Below are 13927 nucleotides of genomic sequence, written 5' to 3'. Positions count from 1 at the left end.
AGGGACGAAGCCCCTCCGCCTTCTTCGCGTTCACCCTCAGACCGCGAAAGCCAGTTCCATCTTTCTGTCACTGGAGCGGCTCCAAAGGCCGCGAAAGTCAATTCCATCTTTCTGCCACTGGAGCGGCTCCAAAAAGTTGGCACCGCTGGTTCCCTTGGCGGGTCCAAACGGCTGTCACAGCCGGTTCCAAAAACTTGTCCTTTTCAGGTACAAGTGGGCGTCACTTGTCAGACCGTCAGAAGGTCCCGCGCTCCGGTGTCGCTCGAGGGGTGGCGGAGCTTGGACATCGCCCGCGCCTCGATCTGGCGGATGCGCTCGCGTGTGAGGTTGAAGTGCTCTCCGACGTCCTCGAGGGTCCGGGGCTCACCACGGTCGAGGCCGAAGCGCAGGCGGAGGATCTCTCGCTCGCGCTCATCGAGCGGCGCGAGGAGGCGGTTGATCTCGATCGGGAGAAGGGCGGTCGCGGCCATCTCGAAGGGCGACTCAGCCGAGCGGTCTTCGACGACGTCACCGAGCTCCGCGTCGCCGTCCTCGCGAAGCGGCTCGGAGAGCGAGAGCGGCTCGGCGCGGAAACGCAGCGCCTCGATGAGCTTGTCCTCGGGGAGCTCGACCTCGATGCCGAGCTCGGCGAGGGTGGCGGGACGGCCGAGCTTCAGCTCCAGGCGTGCCTGCGCCTTCTGGACACGAGCGAGCGTGTCGCCGGCGTGCACGGGGAGGCGGATCGTGCGACCGGTGTTGGCGATGCCACGAGTGATCGCCTGGCGGATCCACCAGGTCGCGTAGGTCGAGAACTTGAACCCCTTCCGCCAGTCGAACTTCTCGACGGCGTGCATCAGGCCGAGGTTGCCCTCTTGGATGAGGTCGAGGAGGGGGAGGCCGGAGGCCTGGTACTTCTTGGCGATCGAGACCACGAGCCGGAGGTTCGACTGCACGAAGGTGCGCTGGGCCTCCTCGCCCTGGCGCACCTGGCGCTTCAGCTCGCGGCGGCGGGTCGGCGTGACGTCCTTGGCGGGCTTCTTCAGCTCCTCCTCGGCCTGCCACCGGGATTCGATCGCCTGCGCGAGGCGAACCTCGTCGTCCTTGGTGAGCAGCGGATACTGCCCGATGTCGGTGAGGTACAGACGGACGAGGTCTTCTTCATCCCGCTCGACTCGCTCTTTCGCCAATGCCCCGCGGCCCTCCATCCTCAGCCGAGCCCGATAGCCCCTCGGAAACAAGTGGCGCATCCAGCGTCGAACCCAACTTCCCTACGTCGTCGCAGGGGAGTTTCAAGTACTGGATCAGTGTAACGATCGAGTCAAGGGGCACCGCCAAGGCGCTGACCAGGGAGGACGCGATCCGCGCTTTTCGCGCTGCTCGGGTTAGGGGGCGCTCGGGAGGACCCCGCCGCGTGCGGAGAGGCGCTCGAGGAGCGCCGCCGGCCCTCCGCTCGCGGCCGGCCCGAGGGCGGAGGCCTCGCCGAGGACCCCCTCGAGGTCGGCGATCAGCCGGCCGAGGAGGCGGGCGACGGGGGGGTCGGAGAAGGGCGAGCAACGCCCGAGGTGTGCCCGGTAGGCGGCGAGCAGCGAGGGGTAGAGGCCCTCGACGAGCGCGCCGAGAAGCTGCTCGTCGGGAACGCCGAGGAGCTCGTCGAGAAGGCCCTCGGACTCGAGGTCGGGGGCGACGGTCAGCTCGGCCGCGTGCGGGATGCCGATCGAGAGCGGGAGGCGCGCCTCGAGGAGGCCGGCGCGGTGGGCGTGCGCACGCGCCGCGCCGGCGAGGAAGCCGGCGAGGGCGGGTGCGGCCCGAGGGGCCCGCGCGCCGAGACGGGCGAAGCCCCGCAGCTCGACGTAGCGGTAGTGCCCGAGGCGCGCGGCGGAGTCGAGGAGGGTGAGCGGCTCGCTCACGCGGAGGTGGAGCCGGGCTCGTGCGCGGCGCGGTAGGCGTTGGTGATCGGCATCCGCCGGTCCTTCCCGAAGGCCCGCGAGGTCACCCGCGCCCCGGGGGGAGCCTGCCGGCGCTTGTACTCGGCGCGGTCGACCATCTCGATCACCCGCCGCACCACCGCGTCGTCGTAGCCGAGCGCGACGAGCTCGGCGACCCCGAGGTCCTGCTCCACGTAGCCCTCGATGATCGGGTCGAGCACCTCGTACGCTGGGAGCGAGTCGTCGTCGCGCTGCTCGGGGCGGAGCTCGGCGGAGGGCGGCTTCACAAGGATCGCCTTCGGCACGAGGTCGCTGCCGGCGCGGCCGTTGCGGTGATCGCACAGGGCGTAGACGAGCATCTTCGGCACGTCCTTGATCACCGCGAAGCCGCCCGCCATGTCCCCGTAGAGGGTGGCGTAGCCGACCGCCATCTCGCTCTTGTTGCCGGTCGTGAGGAGGAGCCAGCCGAACTTGTTTGAGAGCGCCATCAGCACCGTCCCCCGGATGCGCGCTTGCAGGTTCTCCTCGGTGAGGTCGGGGGCGAGACCGGCGAAGCCGGGCGCGAGGAGCTCGAGGTAGGCCTGGTGGACCGGCTCGATCGGCACCACCGACCAGTCGATCCCGAGGTTGACGGCGAGCTGCTCGGCATCGGCGAGCGAGGAGGAGGCGTTGAAGCGCGAGGGGAGGCCGACGCCGTGCACGTGCTCGGCGCCGAGGGCGTCGACGGCGATCGCCGCCACGAGGGCGGAGTCGACGCCCCCCGAGAGGCCGACGACGACGTCGCTGAAGCGGTTCTTGCGCACGTAGTCGCCCGTCGAGAGGACGAGCGCCTCGTAGACCTCGGCGACGGGGTCGAGGCGGGGAGCGTTGGGGAGGAGGCGCTCGCCGGGGCGGTCCGTCGGCGCGCTCACCTCGACGACGGGCAGGGCGGAGGCGGGGTGCCGGCCACGGGGCTCGAGGATGCGCTTGCGGAAGGCGTGGCGGACCTCGAGGTCGACGAGGACCGTCGTCTCCTCGAACTGCGGCCCGGCGGCGACGCGCCGTCCGGCGAGGTCGAAGACCATCGAGGCGCCGTCGAAGACGAGCTCGTCCTGGCCCCCCACGAGGTTCACGTAGGCGAGCGCGCAGGAGGCGTCGGCGGCGCGGGTGGCGAGCATCCGCTCCCGCTCCTCGAGGATGCCGCGGCGGTAGGGGGAGGCGTTCAGGGAGACGACGAGCTCGGCGCCACCGGCCGCCTGGCGGGCGACGGGGCCGACGGGCGACCAGGCGTCCTCGCAGATCGTGACGCCCACCGTCACCCCGGCGATCGAGAAGAGGGGCGTGGCGCCGTCACCGGGGGTGAACCAGCGTCGCTCGTCGAAGACGCCGTAGTTCGGCAGCTCCTCCTTGTGCCAGACCCCGTGCACCGTGCCACCGGCGACGACGGCGGCCGCGTTGTAGAGGTCGCGGCCGCCCTCGACGAAGCCGACCACCGCCGCGCACCGGGTGCTCGCCGCCGCGACCCGCTCGAGGGCGCGCCGCGAGCCTTCGACGAAGACGGGCTCGAGGAGCAGGTCCTCGGGGGGGTAGCCGGTGAGCATCAGCTCGGGGAAGACCGCGAGGTCCGCACCCTGCTCGCCGGCCGCCGCGAGCGCCGCGATCACCTTGTCGGTGTTGCCCTCGAGATCGCCGACGGTGGCGTCGAGCTGGCAGAGCGCCAGGCGCAGATGGGACATGGGACAATGGTACTGAGCACGGGATTCGCCTCAGAGCCGGCGTGCGCCCCGTGGAATCGCTGGCTCTCCCCGTCTGGAACAATTGTGCCTCCACCGGTGCGCGGGAGAGCGATGCAGAGCCAGCACGAGTACGTCCTGAAGACCGTCGAGGAGCGAGGCGTCCGCTTCATCCAGCTGTGGTTCACCGACGTGCTCGGGATCCCGAAGACCTTCTCGATCACCCCCGCGGAGCTCGAGGACGCGCTCGCGGAGGGGATGACCTTCGACGGCTCGGCGATCGACGGCTTCTCGCGCGTCCAGGAGAGCGACGTCATCGCGATCCCCGACCCGAAGACCTTCCAGATCCTCCCCTTCACCCAGAAGAGCGGGGCGCCGGTGGCGCGGGTCGTCTGCGACATCGCCAACCTCGACGGCTCCCCCTTCGAGGGCTGCCCCCGCCACGTGCTGCGCCGCCAGCTCGAGCGGGCGCACGATTCCGGCTACTCGTTCTTCGCGAGCCCCGAGATCGAGTACTTCTACTTCGCCGACGCCGACCCGAGCGGCCCCCCCAAGCCCCTCGACAGCGGCACCTACTTCGAGCTCACGGTGGCCGACCTCACCACCGACCTGCGGAAGAAGACGGTGCTCACGCTCGAGGAGATGGGGATCCCCGTCGAGTACGCGCTGCACGAGGACGCTCCGAGCCAGCACGAGATCGACCTCCGCTACACCGACGCCCTCACGATGGCCGACACCGTGATGACCGTCCGCCTCGTCGTGAAGGAGATCGCCCAGGAGGTGGGGGTGCACGCCTCGTTCATGCCGAAGCCCCTCGCCAACGTCCAGGGCTCGGGGATGCACACCCACTTCTCGCTGTTCAGCGAGGGCCAGAACGCCTTCTACGACGCGGGCGCCGACCGTGGCCTGTCCACCGTCGCCCGCCAGTTCATCGCCGGGCTGCTCGTGCACGCCCGCGAGATCACCGCCGTCACGAACCAGTGGGTCAACTCCTACAAGCGCCTCGTCTCGGGCTACGAGGCGCCGGTCACCGTCTCGTGGGCCTACAACAACTCCTCGGCTCTCGTCCGCCTGCCGGTCGTGAAGCGCAACAAGTACGAGTCGACGCGCGCTGAGTACCGCGCCGCCGACCCGGCCTGCAACCCCTACCTCGCCTTCTCGGTGATCCTCGCCGCCGGCCTCGCCGGCATCAAGGGCGGCTACGACCTCCCCCCCGAGGCCGACCGCAACCTCTACACGCTCTCTGACGACGAGCTCCGCAAGGCGGGGATCGCCCCCCTCCCGCGCACCCTCGACGAGGCCGTGGCGGCGATGGCGAGCTCCGAGCTCGTCGCCGAGGCCCTCGGCGAGCACGTCTTCGAGTGGTTCATCCGCAACAAGCGGCGCGAGTGGGAGCAGTACTGCCGCGAGGTCACTCCCTACGAGCTCTCGCGGTACCTGCCGGCGCTGTGAGCATGGAACCGGTCCTGTGCTTCCCGGCGCCGGTGGCAACCGCGCTGCAAAAGGTGCTCGTCGACGCCGGCTACGACTACCTCGAGGCGAGCAGCGCGGAGGAGGCCGCGCGCCAGGAGCCGACCGACGGCTGGACGGCGGTGCTCGTCTCAGCCGGCGAGCACCACGAGGACGCCTTCTCCTTCGCCCGCGCCGTCCGCCAGCGCGAGGGGGCCCCCGCGCCGATCCTCCTCCTCGTCGAGCAGGGCCAGCTCGCCGAGCTCGGGCTGCACGAGGAGACCTTCGACGACTTCATCGTCGCCCCGATCAGCGCCGACGAGCTCGATGCGCGCATCGGGCACCTGCTCTTCCGCACCGGCCGCGGCAAGCACCACGACGTGATCGTCTACGGGCCACTCGCCCTCAACCTCGAGACCTACCAGGCGGTGATCGGCGGGCGGCCGCTCGACCTCACCTTCATGGAGTACGAGCTGCTCCGCTTCCTCGCCGCCCACCCCGGCAACGTCTTCACCCGCGAGGTGCTGCTCTCGCGGGTCTGGGGCTACGAGTACTTCGGCGGCGCGAGGACCGTCGACGTCCACATCCGGCGGCTGCGGGCCAAGCTCGGCGAGGAGCACGCCCACCTCATCGACACCGTCCGCAGCGTCGGCTACCGCTTCGGCAAGGCCCGCTGGGCGCCCTGAGCACCGAACGGGCGGTGCTCAGCCTGTGACGGCCTTCTTCTTCGCCGGCTTCACGCCGAAGGCGCTCGCGAGCTCGGCGGCCGGCACCCCCGCGAGGGCGATCGCGTAGGCGCCGCCCGGGACCGAGACCGTCGCCGTTTTCAGCACTGTGTTCGACGTGAGGTCGAGCGACTCGAGCTTGCCGGTGCCGTTGCAGACGACGTAGGCGGTCTTCCGGTCCGGCGAGATGGCGAGCCCCGTCGGGTTGGCGCCGGTGACGATCGGGGTGCCGGCGCTGCCGGAGGAGAGGGCGATCGGCGTCACGTTGTTGCCGGCGGTCGAGGAGGCCGAGTCATCGGCGACGTAGACCGTCGTCGCGGTCGCGGCGAGCGCCTGCGGCGAGCCGTTGACGGTGATCGGGACCCCCGCGCTGTTACCGGCGACGGTGAGCGGCGTGACGCTCCCCGAGCCGGTGTTCGCGACGTAGACGGTCGCGCCGTCGGGGGTCATGGCGAGTGCCGTCGGGGCGTTGCCGACGGTGATCGGCGCCCCCGCCTTCCCGCTCTTCAGGTCGATCGGAGTCACGGTGTGGCCGAGGGGGGCGTTCTGCCCGGTGACGATGCCGCCGGCGTTCGCCACGTAGGCGGTCGCACCGTCGGGGGTGATCACGATGCCCTGCGGGCCACCGCCGACGGTGATCGGCGCGAGCGCCTTGTGCGTCTTCAGGTTGATCGGGGTGACGGTGTCCCCGATCGGACTCGAGCCGGCGTCAGTGACGTAGGCGGTCTTGCCGTTGGGGGCGATCGCGATCCCCGCCGGACCGGCGCCCACCGGGATCGCCTTCTCGACGGTGCCAGTGGCGACCGCGATCGGCGTGACGGTGTTCGAGGCGTAGTTCGTGACGTAGAGGGTCTTGCCGTCGGGGGTCACCGCCGCGGCGTCGGGGAAGGTGCCGACGGTGAAGGTGCGCGTCGAGCCGCCCGCGCCCTCGCTCAAGTTGATCGCCTCGAGGCCGTTCCCGCTCCCGAGGTTGCTGGCGCTGCCGATGAGGGTGACGTAGCCGACCGTCGTCGGCGGGAGGGGCGGCAGGGTCGAGGAGGTGGTCGTCTTCGCCGGCCCCGAGCCGCAGGCCGCGAGCACGAGCGGCAGCGCCCCGAGGCCGAGCAGCAGTCGGCCCCGCGGTGTCGCGGTGCCCCTCAAGACGCGGCGGTGCTCACGAGTGCGCCTCGGCCTGTGCCCACGCCTCGATCTCCACCCGTGCGCCGCGTGGCAGCCCCGCCACGCCGATGCAGGAGCGCGTCGGGCGGTGGCCGCGAAAGGCCGCTGCGTACGCGCCGTTCATCTCCTCGAAGTCGGCGATGTCGGCGAGGAAGACCGTCGTCTTCACGACGTCCTCGAGGGTCGCCCCCTCGAGGGCGAGTGCCGCCGCGAGGTTGGCGACGGACTGCGCCGTCTGAGCGGCCACGCCGTCGACGAGCTCGCCGTCACGAAGACCGAGCTGTCCCGAACAGATCACCCACATGCCCGCGCGCGTGACCGGCGTGTAAGGGCCGAGCGGGGTGGGTGGCCGTGCCTGATCGGCCATGGTCGGTGGCTAGCTGAAGGAGGAGCCGCACCCGCAGGTGCGCTGGGCGTTCGGGTTGGTGATGTGGAACCCCGCGCCCTGCAGCCCGTCGCGGTAGTCGAGCGTCGAGCCCTTGATCAGCGCCGCGCTGTCCGGGTCGATGACCAGACGGACCTCGCCGAAACTGCGGACGATGTCGTCGTCGGCGAACTCGGAATCGAAGAACATGTCGTAGCTGTAACCGGAGCAGCCGCCCGGGCGGACTGCGACGCGCAGCGCCAACGACTCGCCGCCCTCCTCGCTGGAGAGCAGCTCAGCGACCTTACGGGCAGCCTCGTCGGTGAGCGTCACGGGGCTCGGACGGCTCCCGATCTGCACGGTGCTGGTGGCAATGCTCACGAATCGATCCTCCTCGGACTCCGCTGGGGACATCCTAACCAGCCGGTGGTCAGGCGCCGCACGGTTAGGATCGGCAGCGTGATCACGCCCCCTGAACTGGGGAATTGAGGGTGACCGAGGCCATCGACGCAGAGCTCGCCGAGGCGCTCAGCCACGTCGTCGACCCCGAGCTCGGCACCGACGTGGTGACGCTCGGGATGATCCGCGCCGCGGTGCGCGAGGGCTCCACGGTGCGCGTCGAGCTGGCGCTCACGATCGCCGCCTGTCCGCTGCGCAGCCAGCTGCAGGGCGACGTCGAGCGGGCGCTGCGCCACGTGCCGGGGATCGAGTCGGTCGAGATCACGACGGTCGCGATGGACCGCGAGGAGCGGGCCGCGCTGATGTCGATCGCCCGGCGCGAGGCCCAGCAGCGGCCGATCCGCTCGAGCGTGCCACCGACGGCGCGCGTGCTCGCCGTCGTCTCGGGCAAGGGGGGCGTCGGGAAGTCCTCGGTGGCCGTCAACCTCGCCGTCAGCCTCGCCCGCCGCGGCGCGCGCGTCGGCCTCCTCGACGCCGACATCTGGGGCTTCTCGGTCCCCCGCCTCCTCGGCCTCGACGACAAGCTCGAGGTGCGCGCCGGCAAGATGCTGCCCATCGAGCTGCCCCTTGACGACGGCCTGCTGAAGGTCGTCTCGATGGGCTTCCTCTCCGGTGAGGACGAGGCGATCATGTGGCGCGGGCTCGTCCTCAACCGCGCCGTCCAGCACTTCTTGGAGGACGTCGCCTGGGGGGCGCTCGACTACCTCGTGGTCGACCTCCCGCCGGGCACCGGGGACGTGCAGATGGGGCTCGCGAGGATGCTCCCGCACAGCGAGCTGCTGCTCGTCACCACCCCGGCGCTCGCTGCCCAGAAGGTCGCCGGGCGCGCCGCCGACATGGCGCGGCGCGGCCACCTGCGCGTCGCCGGGGTGATCGAGAACATGTCGAGCTTCGTCTGTGACCACGGGGAGGAGTACGCGCTCTTCGGGAGCGGCGGCGGCGAGCGCCTCGCCGAGGAGATCGGCGTGCCCCTCATCGGCCAGATCCCGATCGACGCCGCGGTCGCCGCCGGCGGCGACGAGGGGCGGCCGGTGGCGCTCGACTCGACGAGCCCCTCCGGCGCGGTCTTCGCGGCGATCGCCGAGCTGATCGCGACCGAGATCGCGCCGGCCGTCGAGATGAGCAACTGCAGCGCGATCCTCTTCGGGCTGGCGCGCGAGGCGGTCAGCGCGCCGAGCTGAGCCGCCAGGTCGACGCCAGGTCGTCGACGTCGGGCGAGCTGACCAAACCGTCGGCGGCGAGCTTTCTGAGGTGCGCCCAGAGCTGGCGGCCCGCCGCCTCGGTGAGCGCGGGGTCGAGGTCCCGGTAGATCGTGGCGACGAGGGCGGCCGGGGTGGACGGCCCGTCGGCGAGGAGGGTCATGACGCGCGCTTCGCGGTCACGCCGGTGGGCGAGGCAACCGCGGAGCACCCCCTCGGGGTCCTCGAGCACCCCGCCGTGGCCGGGGGCGATGGCCCCGATCGCGGGCCTGATCGAGAGCAGCCGCTCGAGGCTCGCGAGGTAGGCGGCCATGTCGCCGTCGGGGGGCGAGATCACGACGGTCGAGCCGCCCATCACGTGGTCGCCGGAGAACAGCACGCGGACCGGGACCTCGGGCGAGTCGAGAAGGTAACAGAGGTGGTTCGAGGCGTGACCCGGCGTGTGCAGCACGTCGAGGCGGTAGCCGGCGACCTGCACGCGGTCGCCGTCGCGGAGCGGGCCCGCCGGCTCGAAGCCGTCGCGGGCCCCGAAGCCGAGGAGGGTCGCGCCACAGCGCCTGGCTACCTCGGCGGCGCCCGGCGAGTGGTCGCGATGGGTGTGGGTGACGACGACGTAGCGGAGGTTCCCCCCGGCGAGCTCGACGAGGCGGTCGAGGTGCTCGGGGATCTCCGGGCCCGGGTCGATGAGCACGAGGTCGTCGCGGCCGACGAGATAGCTGTTGGTCCCGCGCCCCGTCATCGGGCCGGGATTGGGCGCCCGCAGGCGGCGGACGCCGGAGAACGGCTCTGCGAGGACCGGGTCGGCGGCGTCAGCCATCGCGCCGACTCGCGCGGCGCTCAGCCGGCGAGCCGGTCGATGAGCTGCTTGCGCTCGAGCTCGTTGAGGCCGCCCCAGATCCCGTGCGGCTCGCGGATGCGGACCGAGTAGTCGCGACACGCCAACCGCACGCTGCACGTCGTACAGATCGCCTTCGCGGCACGCTCTCGCTCCTGGCGGTCCTCACGTCGCTCGGCGTGCGCCGGGGGGAAGAAGACGGCTGCCTGTGGTCCTCGGCAGGCGGCCTTCAACTGCCAGCTCTCCTCCACATGGCTCGCGACCACGGTCCCTCCCCTGCACAGGTGCCGGTCCGCAGTGGCACTCAGGCATCACCCCGGCCCCCCGGAGTGATTTCGACGCTACCGCCGACCTCCAGAGCCTGACAAGAGGCATGTCAGGCGGCGGCCAAACCCGGTGCCGCCCTGCTCAGCGGTAGTGTCGCCGCCGGATGGACGTCGAGGCCTTCTGCCGCCAGAGCCGCTTCGTCCTCGTCGTCGGGAAGGGCGGCGTCGGAAAGACCACCGTCGCCGCCTCGCTTGCCCGCATGGCCGCCGGCGCCGGCCTCGAGGTCCTGCTCCTCGCCCTGGACGAGCGCGGCGACCTCGCGCCGCTCTTCGGGCGCGACGAGCCCCTCGACTACGCGGGCACCCGGCTGTGGGAAGCCGAGGGCGGCGGTGCCGTCGACGCCCGCCTGCTGACGAGCGACGCGGCGCTGCTCGAGTACCTGGGCTCGCACGGCCTCGGCCGCGTCTCGCGCCGGCTCGTGCAGAGCGGCGCCCTCGACGTCGTCGCGACGGCGATCCCCGGGATCCGCGAGGTCCTGGTGCTCGGCAAGGTGAAGCAGCTCGAGCGCGACCGGGCGGCCGACCTGATCGTCCTCGACGCCCCCTCCACCGGCCATGCGCTCTCCTTCCTCACGAGCTCGGGGGGCCTCGCCGGGGCCTCGCGCGGCGGCCCCCTCCGCCGCCAGGCGGAGGAGGTGCTGGCGCTTCTCGGCGACCCCGAACGCTGCCAGGTGCTCCTCGCCACGATCCCCGAGGAGACCCCCGTGAACGAGGTGATCGAGACCGCCTACCGGGTCGAGGACGAGATCGGGGTCGCCCTGCGGGCGGTCGTCGTGAACGCCTGTGAGCGCGAGCGCCCGGCGCTCGCCGCGGCGCCCGCCGAAGCGGCGCGGAAAGCGGGCGCCGCGGCGGAGGTCGGTGACCTCGAGCGCGTCGCCGCGGCCGCGGCCTTCCGTCGGGCACGCATCTCGCTGCAGTCACGCGCCCTCGAGCGGCTTGCCAGCGAGCTCCCCCTCCCCCAGCTCCGCCTGCCGCTCCTCGCCGCGGGGGCCATCGGGCCCGCCGAGCTCACGACGTTGAGCGCGGCGCTCGAACAAGCGGTCGCTCGGCTGTGAGCCTCCGCGAGCTCGCCGACGGGCGCTCGGTGATCGTCTGCTGCGGCGCCGGCGGCGTCGGCAAGACGACGAGCGCTGCGGCCGTCGCCCTCGCGGCGGCGAGCCTCGGTCGTCGGGTCTGCGTCGTCACGGTCGACCCCGCGCGCCGCCTCGCCGACGCCCTCGGCATCGGGGAGATCTCCGACCTCGCGCGACGCGTCGAGGGGCCGTGGCCGGGCACGCTCGACGCGGTGATGCTCGACCCGGCGAGCACCTTTGACCGCCTCGTCGAGCGCTACGCCCGCGACCGCGAGCAGGTGCGGCACATCTTCGACAACCGCATCTACAAGAGCCTCATCTCGACGCTCTCGGGGACCCAGGAGTACATGGCGACCGAGCGCCTCTACGAGCTCGTCGACGGCGGGGAGTACGACCTCATCGTCGTCGACACCCCTCCCTCGCGCGACGCCCTCGCCTTCCTCGCCGCTCCCGAGCGGCTCGCCTCGTTCCTCGACAACCGCCTCTTCCGGCTGCTCGTCGCCCCGGGCAAGGCCTCGCTCCGGGCGCTCTCGGCCGCGGCGCAGCTCTTCATCCGGACGATCGGAAGGATCGCCGGACGCGAGATCGTCGAGGACACGATGGCCTTCTTCCGCGCCTTCGACGGCATGGAGGAGGGCTTCCGCGAGCGTGCCGGGGCGGTCGGCAAGCTGCTGCGCGACGAGGGGACCGCCTACCTCCTCGTCACCACCCCCCGCCGCGAGGCGCTCGCGGAGGCCGCCTACCTGGCGACGCACTTCGGGGAGGCCGCGCTCGGCGTCAGCGCCGTCGTCGTGAACCGCGTCACCCCCGACTTCGGCGCACCATTCGCAGCCGGCAGTGGTGCGGGCGACTGGGCGGAGCTCGTCGAGAACCTCGACGAGCTGGTCGCCCAGCACCGCGGGGAGCGGCGCGCGCTCGACGAGCTCCTCGGACCGCTCGAGGGCGCGACCGTCGTCGAGCTCCCCCTCCTCTCGGACGACGTCCACGACCTCGACACCCTTGGGCTGCTTTCTCGCCTGCTCATCGGGGAGGCGCTACCGTGACGAGGTGGCGAAGATCCTCCTGGTCAGCGACGCGCAGACGGTCCTCGAGGACTTCCGCGCGGTCCTCGACGACGGGGTCAACGAGATCAGCGAGCTGCGCTCGGGCGAGGCCGTGCGGGCCGCCGTCGCCGCCGACCCACCGGACCTCGTGGTCACCGACTGCCAGGTGCAGAACATGGGCGGGATCGCGATCTGCCACGACCTGAAGCTCGAGGAATCCGGGGGACGCATACCGGCGATCCCGGTCCTCATCGCCCTCGACCGCCGTGCCGACGTCTTCCTCGCGAAGCGGGCGCTCGCCGAGGGCTACCTCGTGAAGCCGCTCGACCCGATCCGCCTGCGGCGGGCGGCGGCGGCGCTGCTCGACGGCGGCACCTACCGTGACGAGTCCTTCCGGCCCGTGACGATCGCCCGCTCCTGAGACGTCGAGCACCCCGGTGAGGCGGCTCTTCGGCGGCCACCGGCACCCCCACGAGGCCGCCAGCGCGCCGAGCGAGCAGGAGCGCCTGATCACCGCGCGGCTCGCGTCGCTCCGCGACGCGGCCGCCCTCGAGGTGATGACCCCCCGAGTCGACGTCGTCGCGCTCGAGGCGCCCGTCCACCTCGCGGACGTCGCAGCGGCTGTCCGGCGCTCCGGTCGCAGCCACTACCCCGTCTACGAAGGCGATCTCGACCACCTGCTCGGAGTGATCTTCGTGAAGGACCTCTTCCCCCTCCTCGGTGAGGACCGCGGCGAGGTGAGCCCCGATCTCGACGTGACGAGCCGGCGGCGGGAGCCCTATCTGCTTCCCGAGTCGCGACCGGCGCTCGAAATCCTCTCCGACATGCGTCGCGGCCGGCGCGGCTTCGCGCTCGTCGTCGACGAGCACGGCGGCCTCTCAGGGGTGATCACGATCAACGACCTCGTCTCCGCCCTCGTCGGCGAGCTCCACGACGAGTTCGACCGCAACCCGGCGCCGACGGTGCGGCGGATCGACGCCAACCGCTTCCTCGTCGATGGCCAGACCTCGGTGACCGAGGCGCGCACCGAGCTAGGTGTCGACATCCCCGACGGCGAGTACGTGACGATCGCCGGGTACCTGCTCGACGCCTTCGGACACATCCCCGAGGTGAACGACACCTGCGAACTTCGGGGTGTCGCCTTCAAGATCAGCGAGATGGACCGCCGACGCATCGCCAAGGTCGTCGTCGAGACACCGTCGACTACCATTGGCAGCGAGAGCGGCTCGGACCGCTGACGGGAAGTAGCGCAGCTTGGTTAGCGCGCAGCGTTCGGGACGCTGAGGTCGCGGGTTCGAATCCCGCCTTCCCGACCAATTTGTTCCCTGTTCAGGGCACCTTTCGGGGTGCCCTGGTTCTTTTGTCCAGCGTGCCATCGCGCGTCCATCGCGCGCGCCGGACGAACAACAGCGGATTGACCTGGACGAAAGCGATCACCAAGACGGTTCGCCGCGTCGCGCTCACCTGCCTTAGTGACCTGCGCGTAGAGCCCGATCGTGAGTCGCGGATCGGAGTGACCGAGTCGTTCCTGCGCGGTCTTCACGTCGACTCCTTCTTGCACGAGCGCGGTCGCGTTCGTTCGACGGAGATCATGAAACTGCAATCCGGGTCGCTTGATCTTGAACGTGGCTGGCACCCACACGCGGTGGTACCAGTTGCTGTAGTCGAGTCCTTCACCAT

General features: G+C 71.4%; 15 protein-coding genes and 1 tRNA gene. 8 read left to right on the top strand and 8 right to left on the bottom strand.

What is annotated here, in order from left to right; translation table 11 throughout:
• Positions 1-227: 227 nt before the first annotated feature.
• From VNF07_10765 to VNF07_10755, 3 genes are all read right to left on the bottom strand, one after another.
• Positions 228-1166: a sigma-70 family RNA polymerase sigma factor gene (locus tag VNF07_10765; protein HVB06712.1), complete on the bottom strand. Its 939-nt coding sequence runs from the start codon at positions 1164-1166 to the stop codon at positions 228-230.
• Between the two features lie 195 nt (positions 1167-1361).
• Positions 1362-1886, bottom strand: a complete 525-nt coding sequence (locus tag VNF07_10760) for a hypothetical protein (GenBank protein ID HVB06711.1) — start codon at positions 1884-1886, stop codon at positions 1362-1364.
• A complete protein-coding gene (locus tag VNF07_10755) occupies positions 1883-3619 on the bottom strand; it encodes an NAD+ synthase (protein ID HVB06710.1) in 1737 nt (578 codons plus the stop codon). The genes VNF07_10760 and VNF07_10755 overlap by 4 nt, the downstream gene beginning before the upstream one ends.
• 111 nt (positions 3620-3730) lie before the next feature.
• On the opposite strand from VNF07_10755, the gene VNF07_10750 reads away from it, so the two are divergent.
• Together VNF07_10750 and VNF07_10745 are read left to right on the top strand one after the other, a co-directional pair.
• The gene (locus VNF07_10750; protein HVB06709.1) at positions 3731-5068 is read left to right on the top strand and encodes a glutamine synthetase family protein; all 1338 of its coding nucleotides are present in this window, start codon (positions 3731-3733) and stop codon (positions 5066-5068) included.
• Positions 5069-5070: 2 nt separating this feature from the next.
• Positions 5071-5751, top strand: a complete 681-nt coding sequence (locus VNF07_10745; protein HVB06708.1) for a response regulator transcription factor — start codon at positions 5071-5073, stop codon at positions 5749-5751.
• 18 nt (positions 5752-5769) lie between these two features.
• Here the strand turns inward: VNF07_10745 and VNF07_10740 are convergent, their stop codons facing one another.
• From VNF07_10740 to erpA, 3 genes are read right to left on the bottom strand one after another with little or no spacing between them, the layout of a single operon-like run.
• On the bottom strand, positions 5770-6930 hold the full coding sequence (locus VNF07_10740) for a YncE family protein (GenBank protein HVB06707.1): 1161 nt from the start codon (positions 6928-6930) through the stop codon (positions 5770-5772).
• A 13-nt stretch (positions 6931-6943) separates the two neighbouring features.
• Positions 6944-7315 carry a RidA family protein gene (locus VNF07_10735; protein HVB06706.1) on the bottom strand — a complete coding sequence of 124 codons (372 nt, stop codon included), beginning with the start codon at positions 7313-7315 and terminating at the stop codon, positions 6944-6946.
• A 9-nt stretch (positions 7316-7324) separates the two neighbouring features.
• Positions 7325-7693 (bottom strand): iron-sulfur cluster insertion protein ErpA, encoded by a 369-nt coding sequence (gene erpA, locus VNF07_10730; protein ID HVB06705.1) that lies wholly within the window; start codon positions 7691-7693, stop codon positions 7325-7327.
• A gap of 110 nt (positions 7694-7803) precedes the next feature.
• Here erpA and VNF07_10725 point away from each other — a divergent pair, with 110 nt between their 5' ends.
• Positions 7804-8952: an Mrp/NBP35 family ATP-binding protein gene (locus tag VNF07_10725; protein HVB06704.1), complete on the top strand. Its 1149-nt coding sequence runs from the start codon at positions 7804-7806 to the stop codon at positions 8950-8952.
• Here the strand turns inward: VNF07_10725 and VNF07_10720 are convergent.
• Entirely contained in the window at positions 8936-9787 is an 852-nt protein-coding gene (locus VNF07_10720; GenBank protein HVB06703.1) for an MBL fold metallo-hydrolase, read from the bottom strand. The two genes, VNF07_10725 and VNF07_10720, sit on opposite strands and share 17 nt — an antisense overlap.
• A 20-nt stretch (positions 9788-9807) precedes the next feature.
• Entirely contained in the window at positions 9808-10071 is a 264-nt protein-coding gene (locus VNF07_10715; GenBank protein ID HVB06702.1) for a WhiB family transcriptional regulator, read from the bottom strand.
• A gap of 164 nt (positions 10072-10235) precedes the next feature.
• Here VNF07_10715 and VNF07_10710 point away from each other — a divergent pair, with 164 nt between their 5' ends.
• The 5 genes from VNF07_10710 (at position 10236) to VNF07_10690 (ending at position 13563) form a co-directional block, all read left to right on the top strand.
• Positions 10236-11186 (top strand): ArsA-related P-loop ATPase, encoded by a 951-nt coding sequence (locus tag VNF07_10710; GenBank protein HVB06701.1) that lies wholly within the window; start codon positions 10236-10238, stop codon positions 11184-11186.
• The gene (locus VNF07_10705) at positions 11183-12247 is read left to right on the top strand and encodes an ArsA-related P-loop ATPase (GenBank protein HVB06700.1); all 1065 of its coding nucleotides are present in this window, start codon (positions 11183-11185) and stop codon (positions 12245-12247) included. Before VNF07_10710 ends, VNF07_10705 begins: the two co-directional genes overlap by 4 nt.
• A gap of 4 nt (positions 12248-12251) precedes the next feature.
• A complete protein-coding gene (locus tag VNF07_10700; GenBank protein ID HVB06699.1) occupies positions 12252-12668 on the top strand; it encodes a response regulator in 417 nt (138 codons plus the stop codon).
• A 16-nt stretch (positions 12669-12684) separates the two neighbouring features.
• Positions 12685-13485, top strand: coding sequence for a transporter associated domain-containing protein (locus VNF07_10695; protein ID HVB06698.1), 801 nt, complete (start codon positions 12685-12687; stop codon positions 13483-13485).
• Positions 13486-13563: transfer RNA gene (locus tag VNF07_10690), tRNA-Pro, on the top strand.
• The last annotated feature ends 364 nt before the right edge of the window (positions 13564-13927 follow it).

The sequence above is a fragment of the Acidimicrobiales bacterium genome, from assembly GCA_035533595.1.
Lineage (GTDB): Bacteria > Actinomycetota > Acidimicrobiia > Acidimicrobiales > Bog-793 > DATLTN01.
The sequence above is the reverse complement of the archived record's forward strand: the minus strand, read 5'-3'. Positions and strand labels throughout refer to the sequence as shown.

Bases quoted from the DNA above. Each gene is read 5' to 3' on its own strand.
- VNF07_10755 (HVB06710.1), bottom strand. From the start codon at position 3,619: ATGTCCCATCTGCGCCTGGCGCTCTGCCAGCTCGACGCCACCGTCGGC.
- VNF07_10750 (HVB06709.1), top strand. From the start codon at position 3,731: ATGCAGAGCCAGCACGAGTACGTCCTGAAGACCGTCGAGGAGCGAGGC.
- VNF07_10745 (HVB06708.1), top strand. From the start codon at position 5,071: ATGGAACCGGTCCTGTGCTTCCCGGCGCCGGTGGCAACCGCGCTGCAA.
- VNF07_10735 (HVB06706.1), bottom strand. From the start codon at position 7,315: ATGGCCGATCAGGCACGGCCACCCACCCCGCTCGGCCCTTACACGCCG.
- VNF07_10720 (HVB06703.1), bottom strand. From the start codon at position 9,787: ATGGCTGACGCCGCCGACCCGGTCCTCGCAGAGCCGTTCTCCGGCGTC.
- VNF07_10710 (HVB06701.1), top strand. From the start codon at position 10,236: ATGGACGTCGAGGCCTTCTGCCGCCAGAGCCGCTTCGTCCTCGTCGTC.